The sequence below is a fragment of the Streptomyces sp. NPDC044106 genome (genome assembly GCF_056433985.1).
On sequence record NZ_JBWKFZ010000012.1, the window covers coordinates 179,647 to 202,284 of the forward strand.

19 protein-coding genes are annotated in these 22,638 nt (G+C 72.0%); 10 read left to right on the forward strand and 9 right to left on the reverse strand.

Annotated features, from left to right (window positions below):
• Positions 1-24 precede the first annotated feature (24 nt).
• Positions 25-1,188 carry an iron uptake system protein EfeO gene (gene efeO, locus AC07DI_RS23240; RefSeq protein ID WP_478906018.1) on the reverse strand — a complete coding sequence of 388 codons (1,164 nt, stop codon included), beginning with the start codon at positions 1,186-1,188 and terminating at the stop codon, positions 25-27.
• Between the two features lie 485 nt (positions 1,189-1,673).
• On the opposite strand from efeO, the gene AC07DI_RS23245 reads away from it, so the two are divergent.
• Positions 1,674-2,324 (forward strand): PhzF family phenazine biosynthesis protein, encoded by a 651-nt coding sequence (locus AC07DI_RS23245; protein WP_478905941.1) that lies wholly within the window; start codon positions 1,674-1,676, stop codon positions 2,322-2,324.
• Between the two features lie 73 nt (positions 2,325-2,397).
• On the opposite strand, the gene AC07DI_RS23250 is transcribed toward AC07DI_RS23245, so the two are convergent.
• The gene (locus AC07DI_RS23250) at positions 2,398-3,066 is read right to left on the reverse strand and encodes a biliverdin-producing heme oxygenase (protein WP_478905942.1); all 669 of its coding nucleotides are present in this window, start codon (positions 3,064-3,066) and stop codon (positions 2,398-2,400) included.
• A 209-nt stretch (positions 3,067-3,275) separates the two neighbouring features.
• Positions 3,276-4,133 carry a type I methionyl aminopeptidase gene (map, locus tag AC07DI_RS23255; RefSeq protein ID WP_384256623.1) on the reverse strand — a complete coding sequence of 286 codons (858 nt, stop codon included), beginning with the start codon at positions 4,131-4,133 and terminating at the stop codon, positions 3,276-3,278.
• Between the two features lie 79 nt (positions 4,134-4,212).
• Between map and AC07DI_RS23260 the strand changes: the two genes are divergently transcribed.
• Entirely contained in the window at positions 4,213-4,440 is a 228-nt protein-coding gene (locus AC07DI_RS23260; RefSeq protein WP_384256621.1) for a hypothetical protein, read from the forward strand.
• A 761-nt stretch (positions 4,441-5,201) separates the two neighbouring features.
• Here AC07DI_RS23260 and AC07DI_RS23265 read toward each other — a convergent pair.
• The gene (locus AC07DI_RS23265; protein WP_478905943.1) at positions 5,202-6,521 is read right to left on the reverse strand and encodes an MFS transporter; all 1,320 of its coding nucleotides are present in this window, start codon (positions 6,519-6,521) and stop codon (positions 5,202-5,204) included.
• 139 nt (positions 6,522-6,660) lie between these two features.
• The gene (locus tag AC07DI_RS23270; RefSeq protein ID WP_384256616.1) at positions 6,661-7,263 is read right to left on the reverse strand and encodes a hypothetical protein; all 603 of its coding nucleotides are present in this window, start codon (positions 7,261-7,263) and stop codon (positions 6,661-6,663) included.
• A 79-nt stretch (positions 7,264-7,342) separates the two neighbouring features.
• Here AC07DI_RS23270 and AC07DI_RS23275 point away from each other — a divergent pair, with 79 nt between their 5' ends.
• From AC07DI_RS23275 to AC07DI_RS23285, 3 genes are all read left to right on the forward strand, one after another.
• Complete coding sequence (locus AC07DI_RS23275; RefSeq protein WP_478905944.1) at positions 7,343-8,452, forward strand: sialidase family protein; 1,110 nt, start codon at positions 7,343-7,345, stop codon at positions 8,450-8,452.
• Between the two features lie 9 nt (positions 8,453-8,461).
• Positions 8,462-9,214, forward strand: a complete 753-nt coding sequence (npdG, locus tag AC07DI_RS23280) for an NADPH-dependent F420 reductase (RefSeq protein WP_478905945.1) — start codon at positions 8,462-8,464, stop codon at positions 9,212-9,214.
• 189 nt (positions 9,215-9,403) lie between these two features.
• A complete protein-coding gene (locus tag AC07DI_RS23285; RefSeq protein WP_384256609.1) occupies positions 9,404-9,622 on the forward strand; it encodes a hypothetical protein in 219 nt (72 codons plus the stop codon).
• On the opposite strand, the gene AC07DI_RS23290 is transcribed toward AC07DI_RS23285, so the two are convergent.
• Complete coding sequence (locus tag AC07DI_RS23290; RefSeq protein ID WP_384256607.1) at positions 9,612-10,424, reverse strand: site-2 protease family protein; 813 nt, start codon at positions 10,422-10,424, stop codon at positions 9,612-9,614. The two genes, AC07DI_RS23285 and AC07DI_RS23290, sit on opposite strands and share 11 nt — an antisense overlap.
• A gap of 422 nt (positions 10,425-10,846) precedes the next feature.
• On the opposite strand from AC07DI_RS23290, the gene AC07DI_RS23295 reads away from it, so the two are divergent.
• Complete coding sequence (locus tag AC07DI_RS23295; protein WP_478905946.1) at positions 10,847-14,134, forward strand: ATP-binding protein; 3,288 nt, start codon at positions 10,847-10,849, stop codon at positions 14,132-14,134.
• Between the two features lie 20 nt (positions 14,135-14,154).
• Here AC07DI_RS23295 and AC07DI_RS23300 read toward each other — a convergent pair whose 3' ends face one another.
• The 3 genes from AC07DI_RS23300 to panB all read right to left on the reverse strand — a co-directional run bounded on the left by AC07DI_RS23300 (position 14,155) and on the right by panB (position 17,104).
• A complete protein-coding gene (locus AC07DI_RS23300) occupies positions 14,155-14,982 on the reverse strand; it encodes an ABC transporter permease (protein ID WP_384263814.1) in 828 nt (275 codons plus the stop codon).
• Positions 14,979-16,007: an ATP-binding cassette domain-containing protein gene (locus AC07DI_RS23305; protein WP_478905947.1), complete on the reverse strand. Its 1,029-nt coding sequence runs from the start codon at positions 16,005-16,007 to the stop codon at positions 14,979-14,981. The genes AC07DI_RS23300 and AC07DI_RS23305 overlap by 4 nt, the downstream gene beginning before the upstream one ends.
• A gap of 197 nt (positions 16,008-16,204) precedes the next feature.
• Complete coding sequence (gene panB, locus AC07DI_RS23310) at positions 16,205-17,104, reverse strand: 3-methyl-2-oxobutanoate hydroxymethyltransferase (RefSeq protein ID WP_478905948.1); 900 nt, start codon at positions 17,102-17,104, stop codon at positions 16,205-16,207.
• A gap of 192 nt (positions 17,105-17,296) precedes the next feature.
• Here panB and AC07DI_RS23315 point away from each other — a divergent pair, with 192 nt between their 5' ends.
• The 4 genes from AC07DI_RS23315 (at position 17,297) to AC07DI_RS23330 (ending at position 22,401) form a co-directional block, all read left to right on the forward strand.
• Positions 17,297-18,898, forward strand: coding sequence for an MFS transporter (locus AC07DI_RS23315; RefSeq protein WP_478905949.1), 1,602 nt, complete (start codon positions 17,297-17,299; stop codon positions 18,896-18,898).
• 271 nt (positions 18,899-19,169) lie between these two features.
• The gene (locus AC07DI_RS23320) at positions 19,170-19,766 is read left to right on the forward strand and encodes a TetR/AcrR family transcriptional regulator (RefSeq protein WP_478906019.1); all 597 of its coding nucleotides are present in this window, start codon (positions 19,170-19,172) and stop codon (positions 19,764-19,766) included.
• 217 nt (positions 19,767-19,983) lie between these two features.
• A complete protein-coding gene (locus tag AC07DI_RS23325; RefSeq protein WP_384257024.1) occupies positions 19,984-21,012 on the forward strand; it encodes an endonuclease/exonuclease/phosphatase family protein in 1,029 nt (342 codons plus the stop codon).
• A gap of 156 nt (positions 21,013-21,168) precedes the next feature.
• The gene (locus tag AC07DI_RS23330; RefSeq protein WP_478905950.1) at positions 21,169-22,401 is read left to right on the forward strand and encodes an MFS transporter; all 1,233 of its coding nucleotides are present in this window, start codon (positions 21,169-21,171) and stop codon (positions 22,399-22,401) included.
• Positions 22,402-22,638: the final 237 nt, after the last annotated feature.

Here is a 22,638-nt window from a genome sequence, read left to right on the forward strand (position 1 = left end):
CGTTTCCCCTGCCGGTTCTGCCGGTCACTTGGCCTTGGCGACGGCCGCGGCCAGCTTCGACAGCGGCTCCGCGAGCGCGTTGACGCCGTCGGACAGTTCCTTGGTGTCCGCCTTGCCGAGCTTGTCGTACGAGGTGAACCGGTAGGAGCCGGCGCCGCCCTCGCGGTACTTGTCCAGGAGCTTGGTGAGGGCCGCGAACTGCTTGTCGAGCTCCTTGGTGAGCTGTGGGTCGTTCTCGGCGGCGACGGGCTTCAGGAGCTCGTACGACTTCTGGGCGCCCTCGACGTTGGCCTTGAAGTCGACGAGGTCGGTGTGCGAGTAGCGCTCCTCCTCGCCGGTGACCTTGCCGGTGGCGACCTCGTCGAGGAGTTCCTTGGCGCCGTTGGCCATCGAGGTCGGCGTGATGACGGCCTTGCCGACCTTCTTCTGCCAGGCGAGGAGGTCGTTGTCGAGCCGCGTGGCGAGCTGCTTCTCGCGCGCGCCGATCTTCTTGTCCTTCCACAATGCCCGCTCCAGGCGGTGCCAGCCCGTCCAGTCCTTCTCCGGGTCCTGGTCGTCCGCCAGGCCGTCCTCGCGCACGTCGACCTTGGGGTCGATGGTGCCGAAGGACTCGGCGACGGGCTCGGTGCGCTCCCAGCCGATGCGGGAGTCGGCGTACGCCTTCTTCGCGGCGGCCAGGTCGCCCTTGCGGACGGCGTCGGTGAAGACCTTCGTCTTCGGCAGCGTCGCGTCGGCCTGCTCCTGGGCGTACTCGCGGTAGGCGGCGACGGCCTTGTCGAGGCGGGGGTCGCGCTTCGCGGTCCGGCCGCCGCCGGTGACGGTGACCTTCTGGCGGATGCCGTCGCCCTTCATGCCGGGCTTGCAGGCGATGTCGTAGGAACCGGCCTTCACCTCGGCGGTGAGCTTCTGCTTGGTGCCGGGGCCGATGTTCTCGCGCTCGCTGACGATGCGGTCGTCGGGGAAGAGGAGGTAGACCTCGGTGACCTTGGAGCCCTTGTTCTCGATGGCCAGTTCGACGTGACCGGCGGAGAGCTCCTTCTTGGAGACCTCGCACTTGTCGTCGGTGGCGGTGACGCTCACGGTGTTGCCGCCGCCCTTGGCGTCGCTCTTCTCCGTGCAGCCCGTTACGGCGGTCAGGGCGGCCGCGGCGACGACGGCGGTGACGACGGGCAGACGTGCGGGGCGCACGGGACGCATAGCGGGCTCCAAGACGGTCACGGACGGCATTCGACCCCACCGCAAGCCGGTGAGGCCGACCTAACTTAACCGAGCCTTACCTCGGTAATACCCGCCCGATCCGTGATTCAGCTCTCACGCCGCACGACCGCTCACGAGCCGATCACGGCCGGTCGATGGGCAGCCCATGACCAGGCAAAGCGATGGTCAAGCCGCCGGGGTGCGGCACGGAGTGATCATGGGGACGCCTGTGCGCGGGTGCGGGTGCGGGTGCGGGTGCGGGGGCGGGAGCGGGGCCGGGCTCGGGTTCTGTGGGTGGTGCTGGTGGAGGAGGAGGGTCGGCCGGCGGCGCGGGGGCGCTGGCGGCCACCGGCTCTTCCGTACCCTCGGCGGCGCTCCTCGGCGTGGCGGGCGTGGCGCTCGCGGCGGGCACGGGCGCGGTCGTCGTGGCACGGCGGCGGCGCGGCACCGAAACGGTGTGATGTTTCAATGCGGGGATGACTGCACCGCACGACGTACTCCGTGTCTTCTGCGGGCCCGACGGTCGGCACGGCAACGAACTCGGTGTCGTGCGCGACGGAGCCCGCATGCGCGCGGCCGAGGAGCGCCGGGCGCTCGCCGCGCGGCTCGGCTTCAGCGAGACGGTCTTCGTCGACGACGCAGAGCGCGGCGTCATCGACATCTACACACCGTCCCTGCGCCTGCCCTTCGCCGGGCATCCCTGCGTCGGCACGGCCTGGCTCCTCGGCCTGCCCGAACTCGTCACGCCCGCCGGGGTGGTGGCGGCGCGTCAGGACGGCGAGTTCAGCTGGATCACGGCGCGGTCGGACTGGGCGCCGCCGAGGACGTTGCGGCGGTACGCGTCGGCGGCGGAGGTCGACGCGCTCGACGTGCCGCCGCCGGGGGAGTGGGTCTACGCCTGGGCCTGGCAGGACGAGGCCGCGGGGCGGGTGCGGGCGAGGGGCTTCCCCGGCCGGGGCGACGGCATCGACGAGGACGAGGCGACGGGCGCGGCGGCGCTCCAGCTCACACATGAGTTGGGCCGCGCCCTCAACATCACGCAGGGACGCGGCTCACAGATCCTGACGGCGCCGGGGCCGGACGGGTCGATCGAGGTAGGGGGACGGGTGAGGCCGGTGTCCTTCTGAGAGGGACTTTTCAGCCCCTCCGGCGTTTGAGGGGGAGTGGGGGCCCGGGGGAGCCCCCGAGTCGGCTCCCTCATCACGCGGTGAGCGGAAACTCTTCCCCCAGCTCACGAAAGACCGCCGTATTCAGCGCGAACGCGCGCCGGCACTCGTCGACGATCCGCTTCTTCTCCAGGTCGTCCGCGACCACCGCGTCGATCCCGTCGAGCAACTCCCGGTAGCTCCGCTTGAACGCGGCCGGATTGGCTATCCCCTCGAACACGTAGAACCGCACGCCGTCACCCTTGCGGTCGAAGCCCCAGGTCTGCTCCGCCTTGCCGCGGATGATCTGGCCGCCGGACAGGTCGCCGAGATAGCGCGTGTAGTGGTGGGCGACATAGCCGCCGGGCCAGGTGCGGGCGCACTCCTCGACCCGTGCCGCGTACGCCGCCGTGGCGGGCAGCGGCGTGACGCTCTCGCGCCAGTCCGCGCCCCGCAGATGCGTGAGGTCGCGCTCCAGCTCGCCCACGCGCTCCAGCTCGGGCCGGATGAACGGACCCGCGACGGGGTCGCCCCGCAGGGCCCGCGCGCCGTCCTCCAGGGCGCGGTACACGAACCACAGCTGCTCGGTGTAGCGCGTGTAGGCGTCGACGCCGAGCCGGCCGCCGAGCAGGTCGCTCATGAAGGCCGAAGTCTCCGCCTCGGTGTGCTGCTCGTGGGACGCGGTGCGGATGACCGTCGAGAAGGGCGTGGGCGCCGTGTCCATGAGGGGCCTCCAAGGGGAGCCGGGGGTGGCGGGATGGCGGGAACCGGTGCGACCTCCGCAGATCATGGCAAGTTAGGCTTACCTAAGTCAACTGGTTCCCGACATCCTGTCGGTAAAAAAGGTACCCGCCTTCGGCTCGCGGAACCGTACGGAACGAAGAACCCGGATATCGGCCGGCCAGTCGGCCGGCCGGTCCACCGGTCGACCGGTCAGGGCAGCGTCAGGATCTCCGCCCCCGTGTCCGTCACCACCAGCGTGTGCTCGAACTGCGCGGTCCGCTTCCTGTCCTTGGTGACGACGGTCCAGCCGTCCTCCCACATGTCGTACTCGTGCGTACCGAGCGTGAGCATCGGCTCGATCGTGAACGTCATGCCGGGCTGGATGACCGTCGTGGCGTGCGGGCTGTCGTAGTGCGGGACGATCAGGCCGGAGTGGAAGGACGAGTTGATGCCGTGGCCGGTGAAGTCGCGGACCACGCCGTAGCCGAAGCGCTTGGCGTACGACTCGATGACACGGCCGATGATGTTGATCTGCCGGCCGGGCTTGACGGCCTTGATGGCACGGTCGAGGGAGGTCCGGGTCCGCTCGACGAGCAGCCTGGACTCGTCGTCGACGTCGCCCACGAGGTACGTGGCGTTGTTGTCGCCGTGGACGCCGCCGATGTACGCGGTGACGTCGAGGTTGATGATGTCGCCGTCCTTCAGGACGGTGGAGTCGGGGATCCCGTGGCAGATGACCTCGTTGACCGAGCTGCACAGCGACTTGGGGAAGCCGCGGTAGCCGAGGGTCGAGGGGTAGGCGCCGTGGTCGCACATGTACTCGTGCGCGACGCGGTCCAGCTCATCGGTGGTCACACCGGGCGCGATGTGCTTGGCGGCCTCTTCCATGGCGCGGGCGGCGATGCGGCCCGCGGTGCGCATCAGCTCGATGGTCTCGGGGGTCTGCACTTCGGGCCCCGTGTACGGGGTCGGCGCGGGCTTCCCGACATACTCCGGGCGCCTGATGTTGCCGGGTACGGAACGGGTGGGGGAGAGCTCCCCTGGGACGAGCAGTGACTGGCCAGACATGCCGGCGAGTCTAGCCAGCCGTCCTGGGGCAGCATGGTCCCGGAGAGCATGACCGGATCGGGTACGGAAGGAGCGGGGCATGGCGCTGTTCAAGAAGAAGACCGTCGGCAAGCCGGGCGAGTGGTTCTACTGCCTGGAGCACGGAAAGGTCGAGGAGGGCCCGGACTGCCCCGGCAAGGACCGCATGGGCCCCTACGCGTCGCCCGAGGAGGCGCAGAGCGCGATGCGGACCGCTCAGGAGCGGAACCTTCAGTGGGAGACGGATCCTCGCTGGCACGATCCCGCTGCGCGGGGCGAAACCGACTGACCCCACCGCTCCGCGGCGGGACTCTACGGCGCTCCGCGCCGAGGCTTTGCGCCGCTCCGCGCCGGGGTCTGTGCCGCTCCGCGGCGGGGTTCTGCGCGCTTTGCGCGGGGTCTGCGCTGTTCCGCGCCGGGGGTTTGCGGCGCTCGGCGTCGGGCTCTGTGCCGCTCCGCGCGGGGTCTGTGCTGCTCCGCGCGGGGTTTGCGGCGCTCGGCGTCGGGCTCTGTGCCGCTCCGCGCGGGGTCTGTGCTGCTCCGCGCGGGGTCTGCGATGTTCCGCGGCGGTTCTGTGCCGCTCCGCGGGATGGCTCTGCGGCGCTTCGTGTGGGGGGTCTGTGCCGTTCCGCGCCGGGGGTTTGCGGCGCTCGGCGTCGGGCTCTGCGGCGCTCCGCGCCGGGGTTCCACGTCGCTCCGCGACGGGTTCTTCGCCGCTCCGCGGCGGGGTTCCCACCCACCCACCCGTTTGCCCCGCGACGTTGCGTTGACGTAGGTGCGGTCGGCGATGGGTTTCCCCCGCCCACCCGTTTGCTCCGCGACGTCGGGTCGCCGACGTATGGGCGGGTGGGGAGTGCAGGTTTCGGTTTGGTGAGGCCGGGCTGTGGGGGTGGCTGCTCCATGAGGGTGCGGGCTTGCCGGGTGGGGCTGGGGTTTGGGCGGGTGGGTGGGGAGTGCAGGTCCTGCTCGCAGTGAGGCTGAGCTGCGGGGAGCCGGTTCCGCGGAGGGCCGGGCCGGCAGGGCCAGCAGGGCCGGGCCGGTGAGCGTGGACTACGGGGCCGCCCGCTCCGGGGCGGGGCCAACGGGTTCGGCAGAGCCCGGGACAGGCGCCCGCTCCGCGGCCATACGGCGCCGCTCCGCATCGGGATCCGTGCCCGCGTCGTACGAGAGGAGCCGCGGCAGCACCGCCGCCAGGACGCCGACAGAGGCCACGCAGGCCAGCCCGCCGGACCAGATGGCGGACCGCGTGCCGGTCCACCCCGCCGCCGCGCCCGCGCGGACCTGCCCCAGCTGCGGGCCGACGCTGTAGGAGAGGACCTCGATCCCGGCGAGCCGCCCCCGCAGCTCGTCGGGGATGGTCTGGTTCCAGATGGTGGAGCGGCCGAGTCCGCTCGCCATGTCGCCCGCGCCCGCGAGGGCGAGACAGCCGAGTACCAGCCAGATGTTCGACAGCCACCCCGCCGCGGTGATCGCGAGTCCCCAGCCCGCCGCGCCGAAGACCACGAAGAGCCCGTGCCGCCGCACCCGCGACGTCCACCCGCTGGTGAGGCTGAACAGCAGCGAGCCGACCGCCCCGGCCGCGTACATCAGCCCGAGCGCCCACTCCGCGTCCAGGTCGTCCGCGAGGAACGGGAAGATCGTGTTGGGGAAGGCGAAGAACATCGCGGCCATGTCGATCGCGTACGTACCGAGCAGCACCGGCCGCGACCACGCGTACCGCGCGCCTTCCGCGAGGCCTCTCAGCGACGGCTTCTCCGCGTCGTGCGCGGCGGGCGCGGGCGAGAGCCGGGTGCACAGGACGACGGAGACGGCGAAGCCGGTGATCGTGACCGCGTACGCGGACGCGTGCCCGGCGTAGGCGACGACCAGGCCGGCGAGGGAGGGGCCCGCGATGGCCCCGACGTTCCAGCGCAGCGAGTTCAGCGCGGCGGCCGCCGTCAGCTGGTCGTGCGGGACGATCCGTGCCATCAGCGAGTCCAGGGCGGGCCGTTGGAGCCCGGAGAGCGCGGAGACGCCGGTCGCGACGACGTACAGCGGCCACAGCAGTGGACTTGGCAGGAGCGCGTTCACGAGCAGGACGACGGCCAGCAGGCCGAGCGCCGCCTCCGTCAGGAGGATCACCTTGCGCCGGTCCACGGCGTCGGCGAGCGCGCCGCCGTAGAGCCCGAAGACGATCAGCGGCACGAGTTCGACCGCGCCCATCGCGCCGACCGCGAACGGTGAGTCCGTCAGATCCTTGATCTGCAACGGCAGGGCGACCATCGCCATGAAACTGCCGAAGTACGTGACGAGCCCCTGAACCCACAGCAACCGGAAGTCACGGGTGGATCGCCAGGGGGAGAGGTCGGGCAGTATCGCGGAGAGGGGCACGAGAAGCCATGGTCAGCGGCGCGGGATGCGCCGGGCAACTGAATTTCCACACCGGGCGACCGGAATTCCGCCGAAGGCCGACCGAACCTCCGCTCCGGGCAACCGCACCCCGCCCAGAGCAATTGCACCCCCACCCCCCTCACCACCGCGTCGGCGGCGGCGAAGTCAGCTCGTCGGCGAGGCGGGACAACCGGTCGCGCAGCCGCCCGCGGCGACGCGTCTCGGGCCGCGCGTTCTCTCCCGCCGCCGCGCTGACCAGGTGCTGGACCGTGTCAAGATCGAGGTCGGGCGTCTCGGGGACCGTCAGCGCCTCGTGCGAGAGCGCGTCCAGGTCCCGGTCCCCTGAGCCGAGCGCCAGGACCGTCGCCCCCGCCCTACGCGCGTCGTGCACCCGCGTGAGCAGCTCGGCGTCCGGCGCGTCCGGCGCCACCACGAGCAGCGTCTCGCCGCGCCGTGCGGCCTCGATCCGGCCGAGGCCGGTCGAGAGATGGGCCGGATCCGTGGCGAGGACCTCGTGCCGCACCAGTGTCGGCGTGAGCTCCGGCGTGCCCGACCAGGCCGCCTCGTCGACCAGGTGCGCGGCCAGGTGCCACGGTTCGTACGCCGCCGTGCCCACGAGCAGCAGACCGCCGCCGTGCGGCACGACGGAGGACCGCAGCGTTCCTGCGAAGCGGCGCGTGGCGCCCAGCCACTCGGTCCCGGCGAGCACTTCGCGCAGCAGCGCGACCCGTACGGCGTCCATGGCGTCGCATCCTGCCCCAACGAGCCACTCGTCACCGGGAGTTCACGGGGAATTCCCCCGAGGTGGGGAAGGGCGGGGGATGACCGCTGAGACGTCTGTTCCCTTCCGCGCGGGCCACGAGGGATACGCGAGCTTCCGCATCCCCGCCGTCGTGGCGACCGCACCTGGTACCGTTCTCGCCTTCTGCGAGGGCCGTGTCGGCTCCCAGCAGGACTTCGGCAACATCGACATCGTCCTCAAACGCTCCGAGGACGGCGGCCGCACCTGGGGCCCCCTCCAGGCCGTCGGCAAGAACGGCACGGACCTCGCGGGCAACCCCGCCCCCGTCGTCCTCGACACCGGACGCGTCCTCCTCGTCCACGTCAGGAACGCCGCCGTGGCCACCGAGGACGCCATCCGCCGCGGCACGGTCCCCGCGGCCGACGGACGCCGCGTCTGGGTGCAGCACAGCGACGACGACGGCCTCACCTGGACGGCGCCCCGCGAGATCACCGGCCAGGTGAAGAAGGCGGAGTGGCGGTGGTACGCGACCACACCCGGGCACGCCGTGCGGCTGGCCTGCGAGCACGGGGGCCGCACCGGCCGCCTCGTGGTCCCCGCCAACCACTCGCTGCCGCCCCTCGGCACCGACAACGGCACCGAGGGGAAGTACAACGGCGGACACTGCCTGCTCAGCGACGACGCCGGCGCGACCTGGCGCATCGGCTACCTCGACGACAACACCGACGGCTACGTCAACGTCAACGAGACCACCGCCGCCGAACTCCCCGACGGCCGTCTCTACCTCAACACCCGCAACGACTCCCCGGCACCGGGCAACCGCGCCGACGCCCACTCGCAGGACGGCGGCGAGACCCTCGTCAAGCCCTTCCGCCCGCAGGCCTCCCTCACCGGACCCGTCGTCGAGGGCAGCGTCCTGCAGCTCCGCGACCCCGATCTGCTCCTCTTCTCCGGGCCCGCCGACCCCGCCTTCCGGGCCCTGATGACCGTGCGCCGCTCCACCGACGGCGGCACCACCTGGCAGGTCGCCCACACGGTCGACGGGCTGCCCGCCGCGTACTCCGATCTCGTACGCCTCGACCGGGACACCGTCGGACTCCTCTACGAGACGGGGGACTTCAGCGCGTACGAGACCATCTCCTTCCGGCGGATACCGGTCGCGGAGCTGGTCGGGGCGACCGGTGAGTAAGGTCGGCCCATGACCTCTACAGACAGTGCGCAGAACGGCTCGGGTACGGACTCCGGAACGGCTTCGGCCCCGGCCGCGAAGAAGGCTCCCGCCAAGGACCCCTGGGAGCTGCCCGACGTGTCGGGGCTCGTCGTCGGCGTCCTCGGCGGCACCGGCGACCAGGGGCGCGGCCTCGCCTACCGCCTCGCCCGCGCCGGCCAGAAGGTGATCATCGGCTCCCGCGCGGCCGAGCGCGCGCACACCGCCGCCGAGGAGCTCGGCCTCGGCGTCGAGGGCGCCGAGAACGCGGAGTGCGCGCGGCGCAGCGACATCGTGATCGTCGCCGTGCCGTGGGAAGGGCACGGCAAGACCCTCGAAGCGCTGCGCGAGGAGCTGGCCGGCAAGCTCGTCGTCGACTGTGTGAACCCGCTCGGCTTCGACAAGAAGGGCGCGTACGCCCTCAAGCCCGAGGAGGGCAGCGCCGCCGAGCAGGCCGCCGCCCTGCTGCCGGACTCCCGCGTCACCGCCGCCTTCCACCACCTGTCGGCGGTCCTGCTCCAGGACCCGGCCGTCGAGGAGATCGACACCGATGTGATGGTCCTCGGCGAGGCCCGCGCCGACACCGACCTCGTCCAGGCGCTCGCCGCCCGCATCCCCGGCATGCGCGGCGTCTTCGCGGGACGGCTCCGCAACGCCCACCAGGTCGAGTCCCTGGTCGCCAACCTGATCTCCGTCAACCGCCGCTACAAGGCACACGCGGGCCTGCGGATCACCGACGTGTAGGGACGGGTGCGGGGCGGCGGCGGGCATGGGGGACACTGGACGGCAGTACGTCCAGGTCTACGCGTACGTCTATGTGCAGGTGTACGTGTGTACCTGTGTATGTGCAGGTGTACGTGTGTACCTGTGTATGTGCAGGTGTACGTGTACGTGTACGCATCCACGCCATGACTCGACAGGAGCCCGACCCTCATGCCCCGCCTCGCCGTGTACGCCCTCGTCGTCTGCGCCCTCGCCGTCGCCGCCGCCGTGATCTCCTTCGCGCAGGGCAGCTGGCTCGGCGTCGTCTGGGTGCTGCTCGCGGGGCTCTCCTCGAACATGGCCTGGTTCTACCTGCGGCGGGCCAAGGCGGAGCGGGACGCGCGGCGGGGCGCGGCGGGCCCCGCGTCCCCCGCGGCCCCTACGAACTGAACCCCGGCACCGGCTCCGGGGCCTCCTGCGCGCCCTCCCAGAAGCGGTACAGCTGCTTGCCCCAGTAGGGGTCCCACTCCCGGACGCCGAGGCCGCGCAGGATCGCGTCGACCGCGTCGAAGAACATGTGGTTGACCTCCGGGATCCACAGGACGGCGAAGACCGCGAGGAGACCGAACGGCGCGAACGGCTCCACCTGGCGTCGGATCCGGTGCGAGAGCCAGGGTTCGAGCACGCCGTAGCCGTCCAGGCCCGGGACGGGCAGGAAGTTCAGGATCGCCGCGGTCACCTGGAGCAGCGCGAGGAACGCGAGCGCGTAGCGGAACGTGGCGGGGACGCCGTCGAGGGCGTGCAGCCAGAACGGCGCCGTGCAGATGACGGCGAACGCCGCGTTCGTCAGCGGGCCCGCCGCCGAGATCAGGCTGTGCTTCCAGCGGCCCCGGATCCGGCCCCGCTCGATGAAGACCGCGCCGCCGGGCAGGCCGATGCCGCCCATGATCACGAAGAGTACGGGCAGCACGATGCTGAGCAGGGCGTGCGTGTACTTGAGCGGGTTGAGGGTCAGATAGCCCTTCGCGCCGATGGAGATGTCGCCGCTGTGCAGGGCGGTGCGGGCGTGCGCGTACTCGTGCAGGCAGAGCGAGACGATCCAGGCGGCCGTCACGAAGAGGAAGACGGCGACTCCGGGGTTGTCCGCGAAACCGGTCCAGGCGGCCCAGCCGGAGACGGCCGTGACGGCGACGATGCCCAGGAAGACGGGGCTGATCCGCCGGTCGCTGCGGCGGCTGGGGGCGGTGGTCATGGGGCGGGGCTCCTGGAGTCGGACGGCCTGGCTGGCTCGACCGTACGGGGTCGTGTGCGGCTGCGCTTGGGCTGGGGCGCTTCGGGTGCGTCTGTGGGGCGGGGCCGCGGGGGTATGTGCGTACTCGCTATCCCTGCGTCACGCTGCCCGGACAATGGCGCTACAGGATGCTCGGTGCTCCGTTCGCACATACCCCCACGTCCCCTCCGGCCGGTTTGGCGGCTGCGGCCCGGTGGGGCGTGTCCCTACTCCGGCCGTACGTCGCAGGGTGAACGGGTGGGTGGGTGGGATACATCCGCCGCGAAGCGGCGGGCCCGTTCGTGCCCGCGGACGGAAGCCGGGGGGAGATACCCACCCACCCGCCCATCCCCGCTAGGGGAGACGGAAGGGGACCCCTGCCCCCGGGCAGGGACAATGGTCCCGTGCGATACCGCGTATTGGGCTCGGCCCAAGCCATCCGCCCCGACGGAACCCCCGCCCCCGTCGGCGGCGCCCGCCTCCGCGCCCTCCTCGCGGCCCTCGCCCTCCGCGCGGGCCGCACCGTCCCCGTCGCGGTCCTCGTCGACGAGGTGTGGGCCGCGGAACCGCCCGCCGACGCGAGCGGCGCGCTGCAGGCGCTGGTCGGCCGGCTCCGCAGGGCCATCGGCGCGGACGCCGTCGCCTCGCTGGACGGCGGCTACCGGCTGCGCGCGGACCCGGACGACGTGGACGTGTTCCGGTTCGACCGGCTGGTGGCCGACGCCGGGCGCGCGCTGGCCGACGGCGACCCGGCGAAGGCCGCCACGCTCCTGGACGACGCGCTCGCCCTGTGGACCGGCGAGCCCCTCGCCGACCTGCCCGAGCACACCGCGGAAGCCGCCCGCTGGCACGCGCGCCACCTAGACGCCCGCCGCGCCAGGATGACCGCGGCCCTTGCCCTCGGCCGGGCGGAGCAGGCCCTGCCCGAGCTCGCCGCGCTCTGCGACGCCCACCCTCTCGACGAGCCGCTGCAGGCCCTGCGGCTGCGCGCGCTGCGCGACACGGGGCGCCAGGCGGAGGCGCTCGCCGCGTACGACGGCGTACGACGGGACATAGCGGACCGGCTCGGCGTCGACCCGGGCCCCGAACTGCGCGCCCTGCACGAGGAGTTGCTGCGGGACCCGCCCGTCGCCGCGCCGCCCCGCGCCCCCGGCAACCTCCGGGCCAGGCTCACCTCCTTCGTCGGCCGCGAGGCCGACATCGACGCGCTGCGCGACGATCTCACGCGGGCCAGGCTCGTCACCCTCCTCGGACCCGGCGGCGCCGGGAAGACCCGGCTCTCGCAGGAGGCCGCCGAGGCCGTCGCCGACGGCGTCCCTGACGGCGTGTGGCTCGCCGAGCTCGCACCGGTCGAGGACCCCGCGGATGTCCCCGCCGCCGTCCTCACCGCACTCGGCGCCCGCGAGAGCGTGCTGCGCGGCGCCGGCGCCGAGGAGCTGCGCGCCATCTCGGAGCGGCACGGCGAGGACCCGCTCGCCCGGCTGGTCGACCACTGCGCCGCCCGCCGCATGCTGATCGTCCTGGACAACTGCGAGCACGTGATCGAGGCCGCCGCCCGCCTCGCCGACGAGCTGCTCGCCCGCTGCCCCGGACTGACGGTCCTCGCCACCAGCCGTGAGCCCCTGGGCGTACCGGGAGAGCTGCTGCGCCCCGTGGAGCCGCTGCCCGAGCCGGTCGCCCTGCGGCTGTTCGCCGAGCGGGGCGCCGCCGCGCGGCCCGGGTTCACCGTGGACGGGGACCCCGAGGCGGCCGCCGAGATCTGCCGCCGCCTCGACGGCCTGCCGCTCGCCATCGAACTGGCCGCGGCCCGCCTGCGGATGCTCTCCCCGCGCCAGATCGCCGACCGCCTGGACAACCGTTTCCGCCTCCTCACCAGCGGCGCCCGTACGGTCCTGCCCCGCCAGCAGACCCTGCGGGCCGTCGTCGACTGGTCCTGGGAGCTGCTCGACGAGGCCGAGCGGGCCGTGCTGCGCCGGCTCTCGGTCTTCGCCGGCGGGTGCGGCCTGAGCGCGGCGGAAGAGGTGTGCGCCGTCGACGGCGGCACCCACGACGTGGCAGGCCTGCTCGGCTCCCTCGTCGACAAGTCCCTGGTCGTCGCGGCGCCTTCGCCGGTGCCGGACGGCGGCATGCGCTACCGGCTCCTGGAGACCGTCGCGGAGTACGCGGGCGAGCGGCTCGACGAGGCGGGCGACCGGGACGTCGCCGAGCGCGCGCACCTCGTGCACTACCGCGAGCTCGCGAGGACCACCGATCCCGAACTGCGCGGCAGCGGCCAGTACGCGGCCGTGGAACGGCTGGAGACCGAGTACGAGAACCTGCGCACCGCCCTGCGCCGCGCGATCGCCGCCCGGGACGAGCACGAGGCGCTCTGCCTCGTCCTCTCCCTCTCCTGGTACTGGCAGATGCGCGGCCTGCGCACGGAGACCCGCAACTGGTCCCGCGATGTCATGGCGCTGGGCCCCGACCCCTTCGCCCCGCCCGTCACCCCCGCGCCCCCGCTGTACGAGTCGTGCACGGCCGCGCCCCCGCCGATGCGCCCCGAGGTCCTGGCGGAGGCCCGCCGCGGAGTGCACCTGCTCCATCTCGCCTGTATGGACATGGACGTGGACCTGTGGCAGACGCGGGAGGCGGAGGAGAAGCTGCGCGGCGTCCGGGAGGCGTACCGCCCCGGCCTCCCGCAGACCTGCCGGGCGCCAGGCAACCTCTGGTTCTTCGCGGTGATGCTGGGCGGCGACATGGAACTGCTGCGGGTCACCATCGACGCGACCGTCGACGCCTGCCGCGAGTTCGGTTTCGACTGGGAGCTCGCCGCCGCCCTGCAGATGCGCGCCAACATGCTCGCCAACCGCACCGACTGGGCGGGCGACGCCATCCGCGACGCGGACGAGGCACTGCGCGGGTTCCGGGAGCTGGGCGATGTGTGGGGCATCGCCGAGTCGCTCTCCGCACGCGGCGAGGCGCGGGAGCGGCGCGGCGAACTCGCCCTGGCCGCCGACGACTTCAGGGCCGCCATCGAGTACGCCGAGCAGGTCGACGCCCAGACCCAGGTGGTCCTGCTCAGGGCCCGCCTCGGCTCGCTCCTGACGGACGCGCCGGAGCGGGCGGAGGACTTCGCGCGCGGCGAGGCGATGCTGCGGGAGGTCATCGAGAACCCCGGCCGCCACCACGCGGGCGAGGCCATGCCCGCCGCCCGCCTCTTCCTCGCCATGGCGCTCGGCCGCACCGGCCGCACCGACGAGGCGCGCGAGCATCTGCGGCTGCTGCGCCAGGAGTTCAGCCCCATCGGCTACGCGGTCTTCGACAGTGCCGTGCTCGGCCTCACGGCCTGGCTCGACGCGCTGGACGGCCGGTACGCCGAGGGCGTCGCCAAGGTGGCGGCGGCCTTCGGCAAGGCCCTCGACCCGCTCTCGCGGATGGTCGCCCCGCAGATGGTCTCCGTGCATCTGTGGACCGCCGCACTCGCCCTGTCCCGGATGGCAGGCGGCGCCCGCGCGGGAGACGCCGCGCGGCTCCTCGGCGTCGCCGACCGGGAGCTGCCGCCGGCGCATGTCGCGACGACGATGGAGCGCGAGATCCGTGCGGGCGCGGAGCGGCTGTCCCGCGCCGCGCTCGGGGACGACGCCTACGAGTCGGCGTACGCGCAGGGCGGCGGCCTCACCTTCGAGGAGGCCGCCGCCCTGTGCGCCGCGTGATCCGGGGCGGTCCCCGGTGATCAGTTCTTCGTGCGGAACTTGTGGATCGCGATCGGCGCCATCACGAGCGTGAGCGCCACCGACCAGCCGACCGTCACCCACAGGTCGTGCGCGACCGGGCCGCCGACCATCAGGCCGCGCGCGGAGTCCGCGAGCGAGGAAAGCGGGTTGTAGTCGGTGAAGCCCTGGAGCCAGCCCGGCATCGACTTCGTCGGCGCGAAGATCGACGAGCCGAACTGCAGCGGCATCAGGACCAGGAAGCCCATCGCCTGCACGGACTGGGCGCTCTTCATCGTGACACCGAGCACCAGGAAGATCCACATGATGGACGTGCCGAAGAGCGCGGAGAGGCCGACGGAGGCGAAGAGGCCGCCCCAGTTGGTGATGTCGAAGCCGACGAGGACACCGACGATCATCATGATCGTCGTCGCGATGAGCAGCCGCATCAGCTCCACCACGATCTTGGCGAAGAGGACCGAGCCCTGGCCGATCGGCAGGGTGCGGAACCGGTCCATGATGCCGTTCTGGAAGTCCTGGTTGAAGCCGGTGCCGACGGCCATCGCGATGTTCATGCTCATCATCGCCATCATGCCGGGCACCACGTACTGGACGTACTGGTCCTGACCGCCGCCGAGCGCCTGCCCGATCGAGCCGCCGAAGACGTACACGAACAGCAGGGTGAAGACGATCGGCATCAGGACCGCGTCGAACATCGACTCCGGGTCCTGGCGGATCCAGAGCAGATTGCGGCGGACCAGGGCGCTGGTGTGGCGGACGTGGGCACGCAGCCCGATGTGGGCGTCCGCGTCCCCCTTCGTGAGGGGGGCCGCGAGAGTGGTGGCGCTCATACGGCGACCTCCTCGAGTTCGTTCTCGGTCGGGCGGGCGTCCTGCGGGGCACTGGCCTTCTGGCCGGTGATGGACAGGAACACCTCGTCCAGGCTGGGCAGTTCGGTGGCTATCGAGGCGATCGTGATCCCGCGCGCGGTGACCGCGCCGACCACCGCGGTCAGCTGCTCGTCGCTGAGGATCGGGACGAGGACCGTGCCGGACTCGGTGTCGATGGTCGAGGTGGCGAGGCCGGTCAGGCCCAGGTCGTCGAGGGCGTTCGCCAGCGGGCGCAGCTCCAGCGGGTCCGCGGGGCGCACGCGCAGGGTGCGGCCGCCGACCTTCGCCTTCAGCTCCTCGATGCCGCCGTTGGCGATGACCTTGCCGCGGTCGATGACCGTCAGCTCGGAGGCCAGCTGCTCGGCCTCCTCCATGTACTGGGTGGTGAGCAGCACGGTCACGCCCTCGCCGACCATGCGCTTGACCTCGCCCCACACCTCGTTGCGGGTACGCGGGTCGAGGCCGGTCGTCGGCTCGTCCAGGTAGAGGACGGCCGGGCTGCCGATCATCGACGCGGCGAGGTCGAGGCGGCGGCGCATACCGCCGGAGTACGTGCTCGCCGGGCGCTTGGCGGCCTCGGTGAGGGAGAACCGCTCAAGGAGACCGTCGGCGCGGGACCTGGACTCCTTGCGGGACAGGTCGAGCAGCCGCCCGATCATGTAGAGGTTCTCGCGCCCCGACAGCTTCTCGTCCACCGCCGCGTACTGGCCTGTCAGGCCTATCACGCGGCGGAGTTGGCGGGGCTGGTGGAACACGTCGTACCCGGCGACCGTCGCCGAGCCGGAGTCCGGGGTGACGAGTGTGGAGAGGCAGCGTACGAGGGTCGTCTTGCCGGCGCCGTTGGGTCCGAGCACGCCGAGGACGGTGCCTTCGCGCACGTCGAGGTCCACGCCGTCCAGTGCCTTGGTCTCGCCGTAGTGCTTGACCAGTCCCCTTACGGTGACCGCGCTCCCTGCGCCGCCGGGGTTCATGTCGATTCGCGTCATGCCCCACAAGATGCCAGGCCCCACCGACAAACCACCGACATCCCACCGACAGGCCTTCGGTGGGATGTCGGCGGTGTGGTCCTGCGGACGGCTGGGGGTGCGGCCGGCGCGCTGTGGGTTTCCCTGTCCCGCCGCGAAGCGGCGGCGCAGAGCACCCCCTCCCCGCCCAGGGGCGAGCGAACGCCCGCCCCACCACGTCAGTGAACCGAATGCCGCGCCTCAGGAAACGCCCCGCCCACCACGTCCTCGGCGAACGCCTTGGCCGCACCGGACATCACGCCCCGCAGATCGGCGTACTGCTTGACGAAGCGCGGCATCTTCCCGCCGGTCAGGCCCAGCATGTCCGTCCAGACGAGGACCTGCGCGTCGCACTCGGCACCCGCGCCGATCCCGACGGTCGGGATGGCCAGGGAGCGGGTGACCTCGGCGGCCAGCTCCGCGGGGACCAGCTCGAGGACCACCGCGAACGCGCCCGCGTCCTGCGCGGCCTTGGCGTCGTTCAGGAGCCGATGGGCGGCCTCGTCGCCGCGGCCCTGCACGCGGTAGCCCATGGTGTTCACGGACTGCGGCGTCAGGCCGAGGTGGGACATGACAGGGATGCCCGACTGGACCAGCAACTCGGTCTGGGCCAGGGAGCGTTCGCCGCCCTCCAGCTTGACCGCGCCGACCCCCGACTCCTTCACGAGCCGGGTCGCCGAGCGGAGCGCCTGGACAGGGCCCTCCTGGTACGAGCCGAACGGCAGGTCGCCGACGATCAGGGCGCGGCTGGTGCCCCGTACGACCGCCGCGGACAGCATGGCCATCTCGTCGAGGGTGACGGGCACGGTCGTCTCGTACCCGAGGTGGCAGTTGCCCGCCGAGTCGCCGACGAGCATGACGGGGATGCCCGCCTCGTCGAAGACGGACGCGGTCATCGCGTCGTAGGCGGTGAGCATGGGCCACTTCTCGCCGCGCTCCTTGGCGGCGGTGATGTCGCGGACGGTGATGCGCCGGGTGCCCTTGCCGCCGTACAGCGCCTTGCTGCTGTCGGGGCTCTGCGGGGTACCGGGGTTCTGCGGGATGTCGGCGCTCTTCTGGGCAGCCGAAAGCTGCGTCATCGCAACGGCTCCTTCTGTCATCTCGAGGCGCCCTGACGGCGTCCCCGGATCACCTCCATGGTGGCATCCCGTGCCGCTCCGGGCTAGTGGTCCCCCCGGGCCGGGCCGTTCGGCAAAGTCTTCCCCACCCCCGCCCCAAGGCCTTTCCAATACGAGACGGTCTCGTATCGAAATAGGTTTACGCTGATACGCATGGATTCCCTTGCCATGCCCACCACTTCGCGCGTTCCGGAAGCCGTCCACCGGCGCCGTTGGGCCATCCTCGGCGCGCTGATGCTCAGCCTCCTGATCGTGGTGCTCGACAACTCGATCCTGAACGTCGCCATCAAGACGATCTCCACCCCCGAACCGACCGGCCTCGGAGCCACCCAGAGCGAACTGGAGTGGGCGATCAACGCCTACACGCTCGTCTTCGCGGGGCTGCTCTTCACCGCGGGCCTGCTCGGCGACCGGCTCGGCCGCAAGAAGGTCCTGCTCGGCGGGCTCGTCGTCTTCGGCCTCGGTTCGGCGCTCGCCTCGATGTCAGGCTCGCCCGTGCAGCTCATCGCGTTCCGCGCGCTGATGGGCCTCGGCGCCGCCTTCGTGATGCCGGCCACACTCGCCATCCTGATGAACGTCTTCGAGCGCGACGAGCAGCCCAAGGCCATCGGCATCTGGGCAGGCGGCGTCGGCCTCGCCATCGCCATCGGGCCCATCACCGGCGGCGTGCTGCTCGACCACTTCTGGTGGGGCTCGGTCTTCCTCATCAACGTACCGATCGTGATCGTCGCCCTGGCACTGATGATCTGGCTGGTGCCCGACTCGCGCGACCCCAGGCCGGGCCGTATCGACCTCTTCGGCGTCACCCTCTCCGTCGTCGGCCTGGTACTGCTCGTCTACGGCATCATCAAGGGCGGTCAGCTCGCCGACTTCACCGACCCGGCCGTCGTCGGGACCGCTCTCGCGGGCCTCGTCGTGCTCGCCGCCTTCGTGCTGTACGAGAAGCGCAGCGACCACCCCTCCATCGACATCGCCTACTTCAAGAACCGGGTCTTCTCCGCGGCGATCTGCGCCATAGCGCTCGTCTTCTTCGCACTGATGGGTGTGACCTTCTTCTCCGTCTTCTACACCCAGAGCGTGCGCGGCTACTCGCCGCTGCAGACCGGCCTGCTGATGCTGCCGCTGGCCGTGTCCCAGCTCATCTTCGCGCCGCGCGCCCGCCTCGTCGTCGACCGCTTCGGCGTACGGGCCGTGTGCACGGGCGGACTGCTCCTGGTCACGGCGGCCCTGACGGCCTTCACGTTCCTCGAGGCGGACACGCCGATCTGGCTCCTGGAGACCGTCTTCTTCCTGATCGGCACCGGCATGGCGCACGTCATGACGCCCACCAGCGTCGTGATCATGCAGGCGCTGCCGCGCGAGAAGGCCGGCTCCGCGTCCGCGCTCAGCAACACCTTCCGGCAGGTCGGCGGCGCCCTCGGCATCGCCGTCCTCGGCTCCGTGCTCTCCACGGCGTACCGGGGCGGCATCGAGGACAAGCTCGGCATGCTGCCCGAGAGCGCCCGGCACACCGCGGGCGAGTCCATCGAGGCGACCCTCGGCGTCGCCGCGAAGCTCGGCCCCAAGGGCGAGCCCCTGGTGACCGCGGCCAACGACTCGTTCCTGCACGCCATGCATGTCACGGCGCTGTGGGGCGCGGGCGTCGCCGTCGTCGGCGCACTGGTCGTCTTCCTCTTCCTGCCGGGGCGTACGCCGACGGACGAGGGCCCGCAGGAGGAGCCGGCCGAGCCGGTGGGCGCCGCCGGGCGCAGCTGAGGGCCTGAGAGCCTGTGTCATATCCCCGGCCGGGTGGTCGCCGCCTGGCACGCACGCTCGCCGCGTTGCCGAAAAGCCCTAGTAGCTCTGCTACGAGGACTTCCCGGCGCCTTGCGATCGCACGCACCAGACGACGCCCACTGATCCGACCGGGGATATGACACAGGCTCTGAGGCAGAATCGGCGCGGCAGCCGGCGCGAGTGAGGGGAGAGGGGCGACGTGGTCCACAAGGGCGTGCGGGTCGCGGACGAGGGCGACCTCGCCAGGAGGATGCCGCAGGGCCGGGCGGGCCGGGGCAGGCCCCGGAGCGAGGCCGTGGAGCAGGCGATCATCGAGGGCGTGGTGCGCCTCATGGAGGACGGCGTCCCGCTCACCGAGCTGTCCATAGAGCGGATCGCCCGCACGGCAGGCGTCGGCAAGGCCACCATCTACCGGCGCTGGGACGGCAGGGAGGCCCTCTTCGTCGACGTCATGCGCGTCTTCGAGGAGCCGGACCCCGAGTTGCCGGGCACCTCGATGCGCGACGATCTGATCTGCCTCCTGGAGAGCCTGCGCCGCCGCGGCCTGAACATGCGGTCCTCGGCCCTGCTGCACAACGTCTTCGCGCAGATGAAGGCCCTGCCCAAACTGTGGGAGGCGTACCAGGCGACGGTCGTCGCGCCCCGTCGCCGCATGATGCTCGACGTGCTGCGGCGGGGCGTCGCCGACGGCGAACTGCGCGCCGACGTCGACGTGGAGATGGCCAACGACCTCTTCGTGGGCCCCATGCTGCTGCGCACGGTCATGCGCCAGGACGCGCCGCTCGACGACAATCTCGCGCAGAGCATCGTCGACGCGGTGCTCGCGGGCCTGCGCGGACCGAAGTGAAGTGAATGGGCACATCTGTGACCGCCATCCGGTCACAGATGTGCCCATTCCGTCACAGAAGCGGTCCGACCCGGTCGCTCAGGAACCTGCCACGCCGCCCCGTTCGTCCTGGTGCCAGTACGGCCGTCGTGGACGGCAGGGACGACACCCGATCATCGCCTAGGGTTTGAGGGGGCGGGACAGACGGTGTGCACGGCAGCAGTGAGGCGACGACAGCATGGCGCAGGCGTATATGACGGAGACGGGCAGCGGCGGCTCGGGGCCCGAGCGTCCGGGGTCCAGGCTCCGCCGCCTGCTCGACGGCTGGCGGGGCGACCCGGGCATCTGGCGGCGCGGCCTCGTCACCGCGGGGGCCGCGGTCCTCATCGCGCTGGTGATGCTCTTCCACGCGCAGATCCCCAACAACGTGGGCAACCTCGGCAGCCTGACCGAGACCTTCCTGCCCTGGCTCGGCCTCTTCATCCCGGTGCTGCTGGTCATCGCGCTGGTCCGCAAGTCCGCCACCGCGCTGATCGCCCTGCTGCTGCCCCTGGTCATCTGGATCGATTCGTTCGGCGGTCTGATCACCTCCAAGTCGGCCACCGGCGGTGACCTGACCGTGGCCACGCACAACGTGAACGCGGACAACCCCGACCCGACCGGCACCGCCCAGGACGTCGCGGCCTCCGGCGCCGACGTGATCGCCCTGGAGGAGCTCACCGCGAGCGCCGTGCCCACGTACGAGAAGGCGCTGGCCGGGGAGTACAAGTACCACTCGGTGAAGGGCACCGTGGGTCTGTGGAGCAAGTACCCGCTGACCGACACCAAGCCCGTCGACATCAAGCTGGGCTGGGTCCGCGCGATGCGCACCACGGTGAACACCCCCAAGGGCGAGGTCGCCGTGTATGTCGCGCACCTGCCGTCGGTGCGCGTGAAGCTCGACGCGGGCTTCACCGCCAACCAGCGCGACAACAGCGCCGACGCGCTCGGCGAGGCCATCGAGGACGAGAAGATCGGCAAGGTCGTCCTCCTCGGCGACCTCAACGGCACCATGAACGACCGCGCGCTGAACGCCGTCACCTCCCAGCTGCGCTCCACGCAGGGCGCGGCGGGCGACGGCTTCGGCTTCAGCTGGCCCGCGTCGTTCCCGATGGCGCGCATCGACCAGATCATGGTCAAGGGCGTCGAGCCGGTCTCCTCCTGGACGCTGCCGGAGACGAGCAGCGACCATCTGCCGATCGCGGCGCGGGTCGACCTCTCGTCGTAACGTCCTCGTCGTCCGTTTTTGATCCTACGGACGTGAGCTCACGGAATACTCGGTGGGCGCGGCTTTGTTCCGTACGTAAACTTAAGGGTTCGGCCTCTCCTGGTTCCCGCGCCGTGTCCCCACCGCACTCCCCGCTTCCGTGGAAGGTACTTCTTCATGCCCCTGGCCCTGCTCGCCCTCGCCGTGGGCGCCTTCGGCATCGGCACGACCGAGTTCGTGATGATGGGCCTGCTGCCCAACGTCGCCGACGACCTGCACATATCCATCCCCACCGCCGGTCACCTGGTCTCCGCCTACGCGCTCGGCGTGGTCATCGGCGCCCCGCTGCTCGCCGCCGTCACCGCGCGGCTGCCGCGCCGCCGCGTCCTGATCGGCCTGATGGTCCTGTTCGTGGTCGGCAACGCGCTGTCGGCGGCCGCCCCCGACTACCACCTGCTGATGGCCGCGCGCTTCGTCAGTGGCCTGCCGCACGGCGCCTTCTTCGGCGTCGGCGCGGTCGTCGCCACGGGGCTCGTCGCGCCCGAGCGCAAGGCCCGCTCCGTCTCCCTCATGTTCCTCGGCCTGACCGTCGCCAACATCGTGGGCGTGCCCGTGGCCACCGCCATGGGGCAGCAGCTCGGCTGGCGCGCCACGTTCCTCGCGGTGAGCGCGATCGGCCTCGCCGCCATCGCGGCGCTGGCCCTGCTCGTCCCCGCCGACCACGGCCACGGCGCGGCGGGCGGCCTGCGCGGCGAGCTCCGGGCGCTGCGCAGCGTCCCGGTCTGGCTGGCGCTCGGCACGACCGTCGCGGGCTTCGGGGCGCTGTTCTCCGCGTACAGCTACATCACGCCGATGCTCACCGACGCGGCGGGCTACGCCGAGTCCAGCGTCACGCTGCTCCTCGCGCTGTTCGGCGTGGGCGCGACGGCGGGCAACCTGATGGGCGGGCGCCTCGCCGACCACTCGCTGCGCGGCACGCTCTTCGGCGGGCTCACCGGGCTCGCCGTGGTCCTGGCGCTCTTCCCGCTGCTCATGAGCGCGGGATGGAGCGCGGCGATCGCCGTCTTCCTGCTCGGCATGGCGGCGTTCACGACGGGCTCGCCGCTGCAGCTCATGGTCATGGAGAAGGCGTCGGCGGCCCCCTCGCTGGCCTCGTCCGCGAACCAGGGCGCATTCAACCTCGCCAACGCGGGCGGCGCCTGGATCGGCGGCCTCGCCCTCGCGGCGGGCTTCGGGGTTACGTCCCCGGCGCTGACCGGCGCGGTCCTCGCCCTCCTCGGCCTGGCGGTCGCGGGCCTCGCGTACGTGGTGGACGTCCGTCGGGGGCCGGGCCCGGTGCCGGGCCCGGTGCCGGGTGCGGAGCGGGTGGTGGCGTCGTCGTCCCCCGCGCGGGAGCCGGTTCGCCGGTAGGTCTCCCTTGCCGGGGACGGTTGGCGGGTGTCCTGGCCCGCCGCTGCGCGGCGGGTGCGTGCGGGCTTCTCGCCGGGGGCGGTCGGGAGGGTGCTTTGGCCCGCCGTTGCGCGGCGGGTGCGTGCGGGCTTCTCGCCGGGGGGGTCGGGAGGGTGCTTTGGCCCGCCGTTGCGCGGCGGGTGCGTGCGGGCTTCTCGCCGGGGGGGTCGGGAGGGTGCTTTGGCCCGCCGTTGCGCG

What these genes read in the sequence shown, in the direction of transcription:
- AC07DI_RS23275 (WP_478905944.1), top strand. Translation starts at nt 7,343, where the DNA reads ATGACCGCTGAGACGTCTGTTCCCTTCCGCGCGGGCCACGAGGGATAC.
- panB (WP_478905948.1), bottom strand. Translation starts at nt 17,104, where the DNA reads ATGACGCAGCTTTCGGCTGCCCAGAAGAGCGCCGACATCCCGCAGAAC.
- AC07DI_RS23315 (WP_478905949.1), top strand. Translation starts at nt 17,297, where the DNA reads ATGGATTCCCTTGCCATGCCCACCACTTCGCGCGTTCCGGAAGCCGTC.
- map (WP_384256623.1), bottom strand. Translation starts at nt 4,133, where the DNA reads ATGTCTGGCCAGTCACTGCTCGTCCCAGGGGAGCTCTCCCCCACCCGT.
- AC07DI_RS23300 (WP_384263814.1), bottom strand. Translation starts at nt 14,982, where the DNA reads ATGAGCGCCACCACTCTCGCGGCCCCCCTCACGAAGGGGGACGCGGAC.
- AC07DI_RS23260 (WP_384256621.1), top strand. Translation starts at nt 4,213, where the DNA reads ATGGCGCTGTTCAAGAAGAAGACCGTCGGCAAGCCGGGCGAGTGGTTC.
- AC07DI_RS23290 (WP_384256607.1), bottom strand. Translation starts at nt 10,424, where the DNA reads ATGACCACCGCCCCCAGCCGCCGCAGCGACCGGCGGATCAGCCCCGTC.
- AC07DI_RS23285 (WP_384256609.1), top strand. Translation starts at nt 9,404, where the DNA reads ATGCCCCGCCTCGCCGTGTACGCCCTCGTCGTCTGCGCCCTCGCCGTC.
- AC07DI_RS23325 (WP_384257024.1), top strand. Translation starts at nt 19,984, where the DNA reads ATGGCGCAGGCGTATATGACGGAGACGGGCAGCGGCGGCTCGGGGCCC.
- AC07DI_RS23330 (WP_478905950.1), top strand. Translation starts at nt 21,169, where the DNA reads ATGCCCCTGGCCCTGCTCGCCCTCGCCGTGGGCGCCTTCGGCATCGGC.
- AC07DI_RS23305 (WP_478905947.1), bottom strand. Translation starts at nt 16,007, where the DNA reads ATGACGCGAATCGACATGAACCCCGGCGGCGCAGGGAGCGCGGTCACC.
- AC07DI_RS23245 (WP_478905941.1), top strand. Translation starts at nt 1,674, where the DNA reads ATGACTGCACCGCACGACGTACTCCGTGTCTTCTGCGGGCCCGACGGT.
- npdG (WP_478905945.1), top strand. Translation starts at nt 8,462, where the DNA reads ATGACCTCTACAGACAGTGCGCAGAACGGCTCGGGTACGGACTCCGGA.
- AC07DI_RS23250 (WP_478905942.1), bottom strand. Translation starts at nt 3,066, where the DNA reads ATGGACACGGCGCCCACGCCCTTCTCGACGGTCATCCGCACCGCGTCC.
- AC07DI_RS23270 (WP_384256616.1), bottom strand. Translation starts at nt 7,263, where the DNA reads ATGGACGCCGTACGGGTCGCGCTGCTGCGCGAAGTGCTCGCCGGGACC.
- AC07DI_RS23320 (WP_478906019.1), top strand. Translation starts at nt 19,170, where the DNA reads ATGCCGCAGGGCCGGGCGGGCCGGGGCAGGCCCCGGAGCGAGGCCGTG.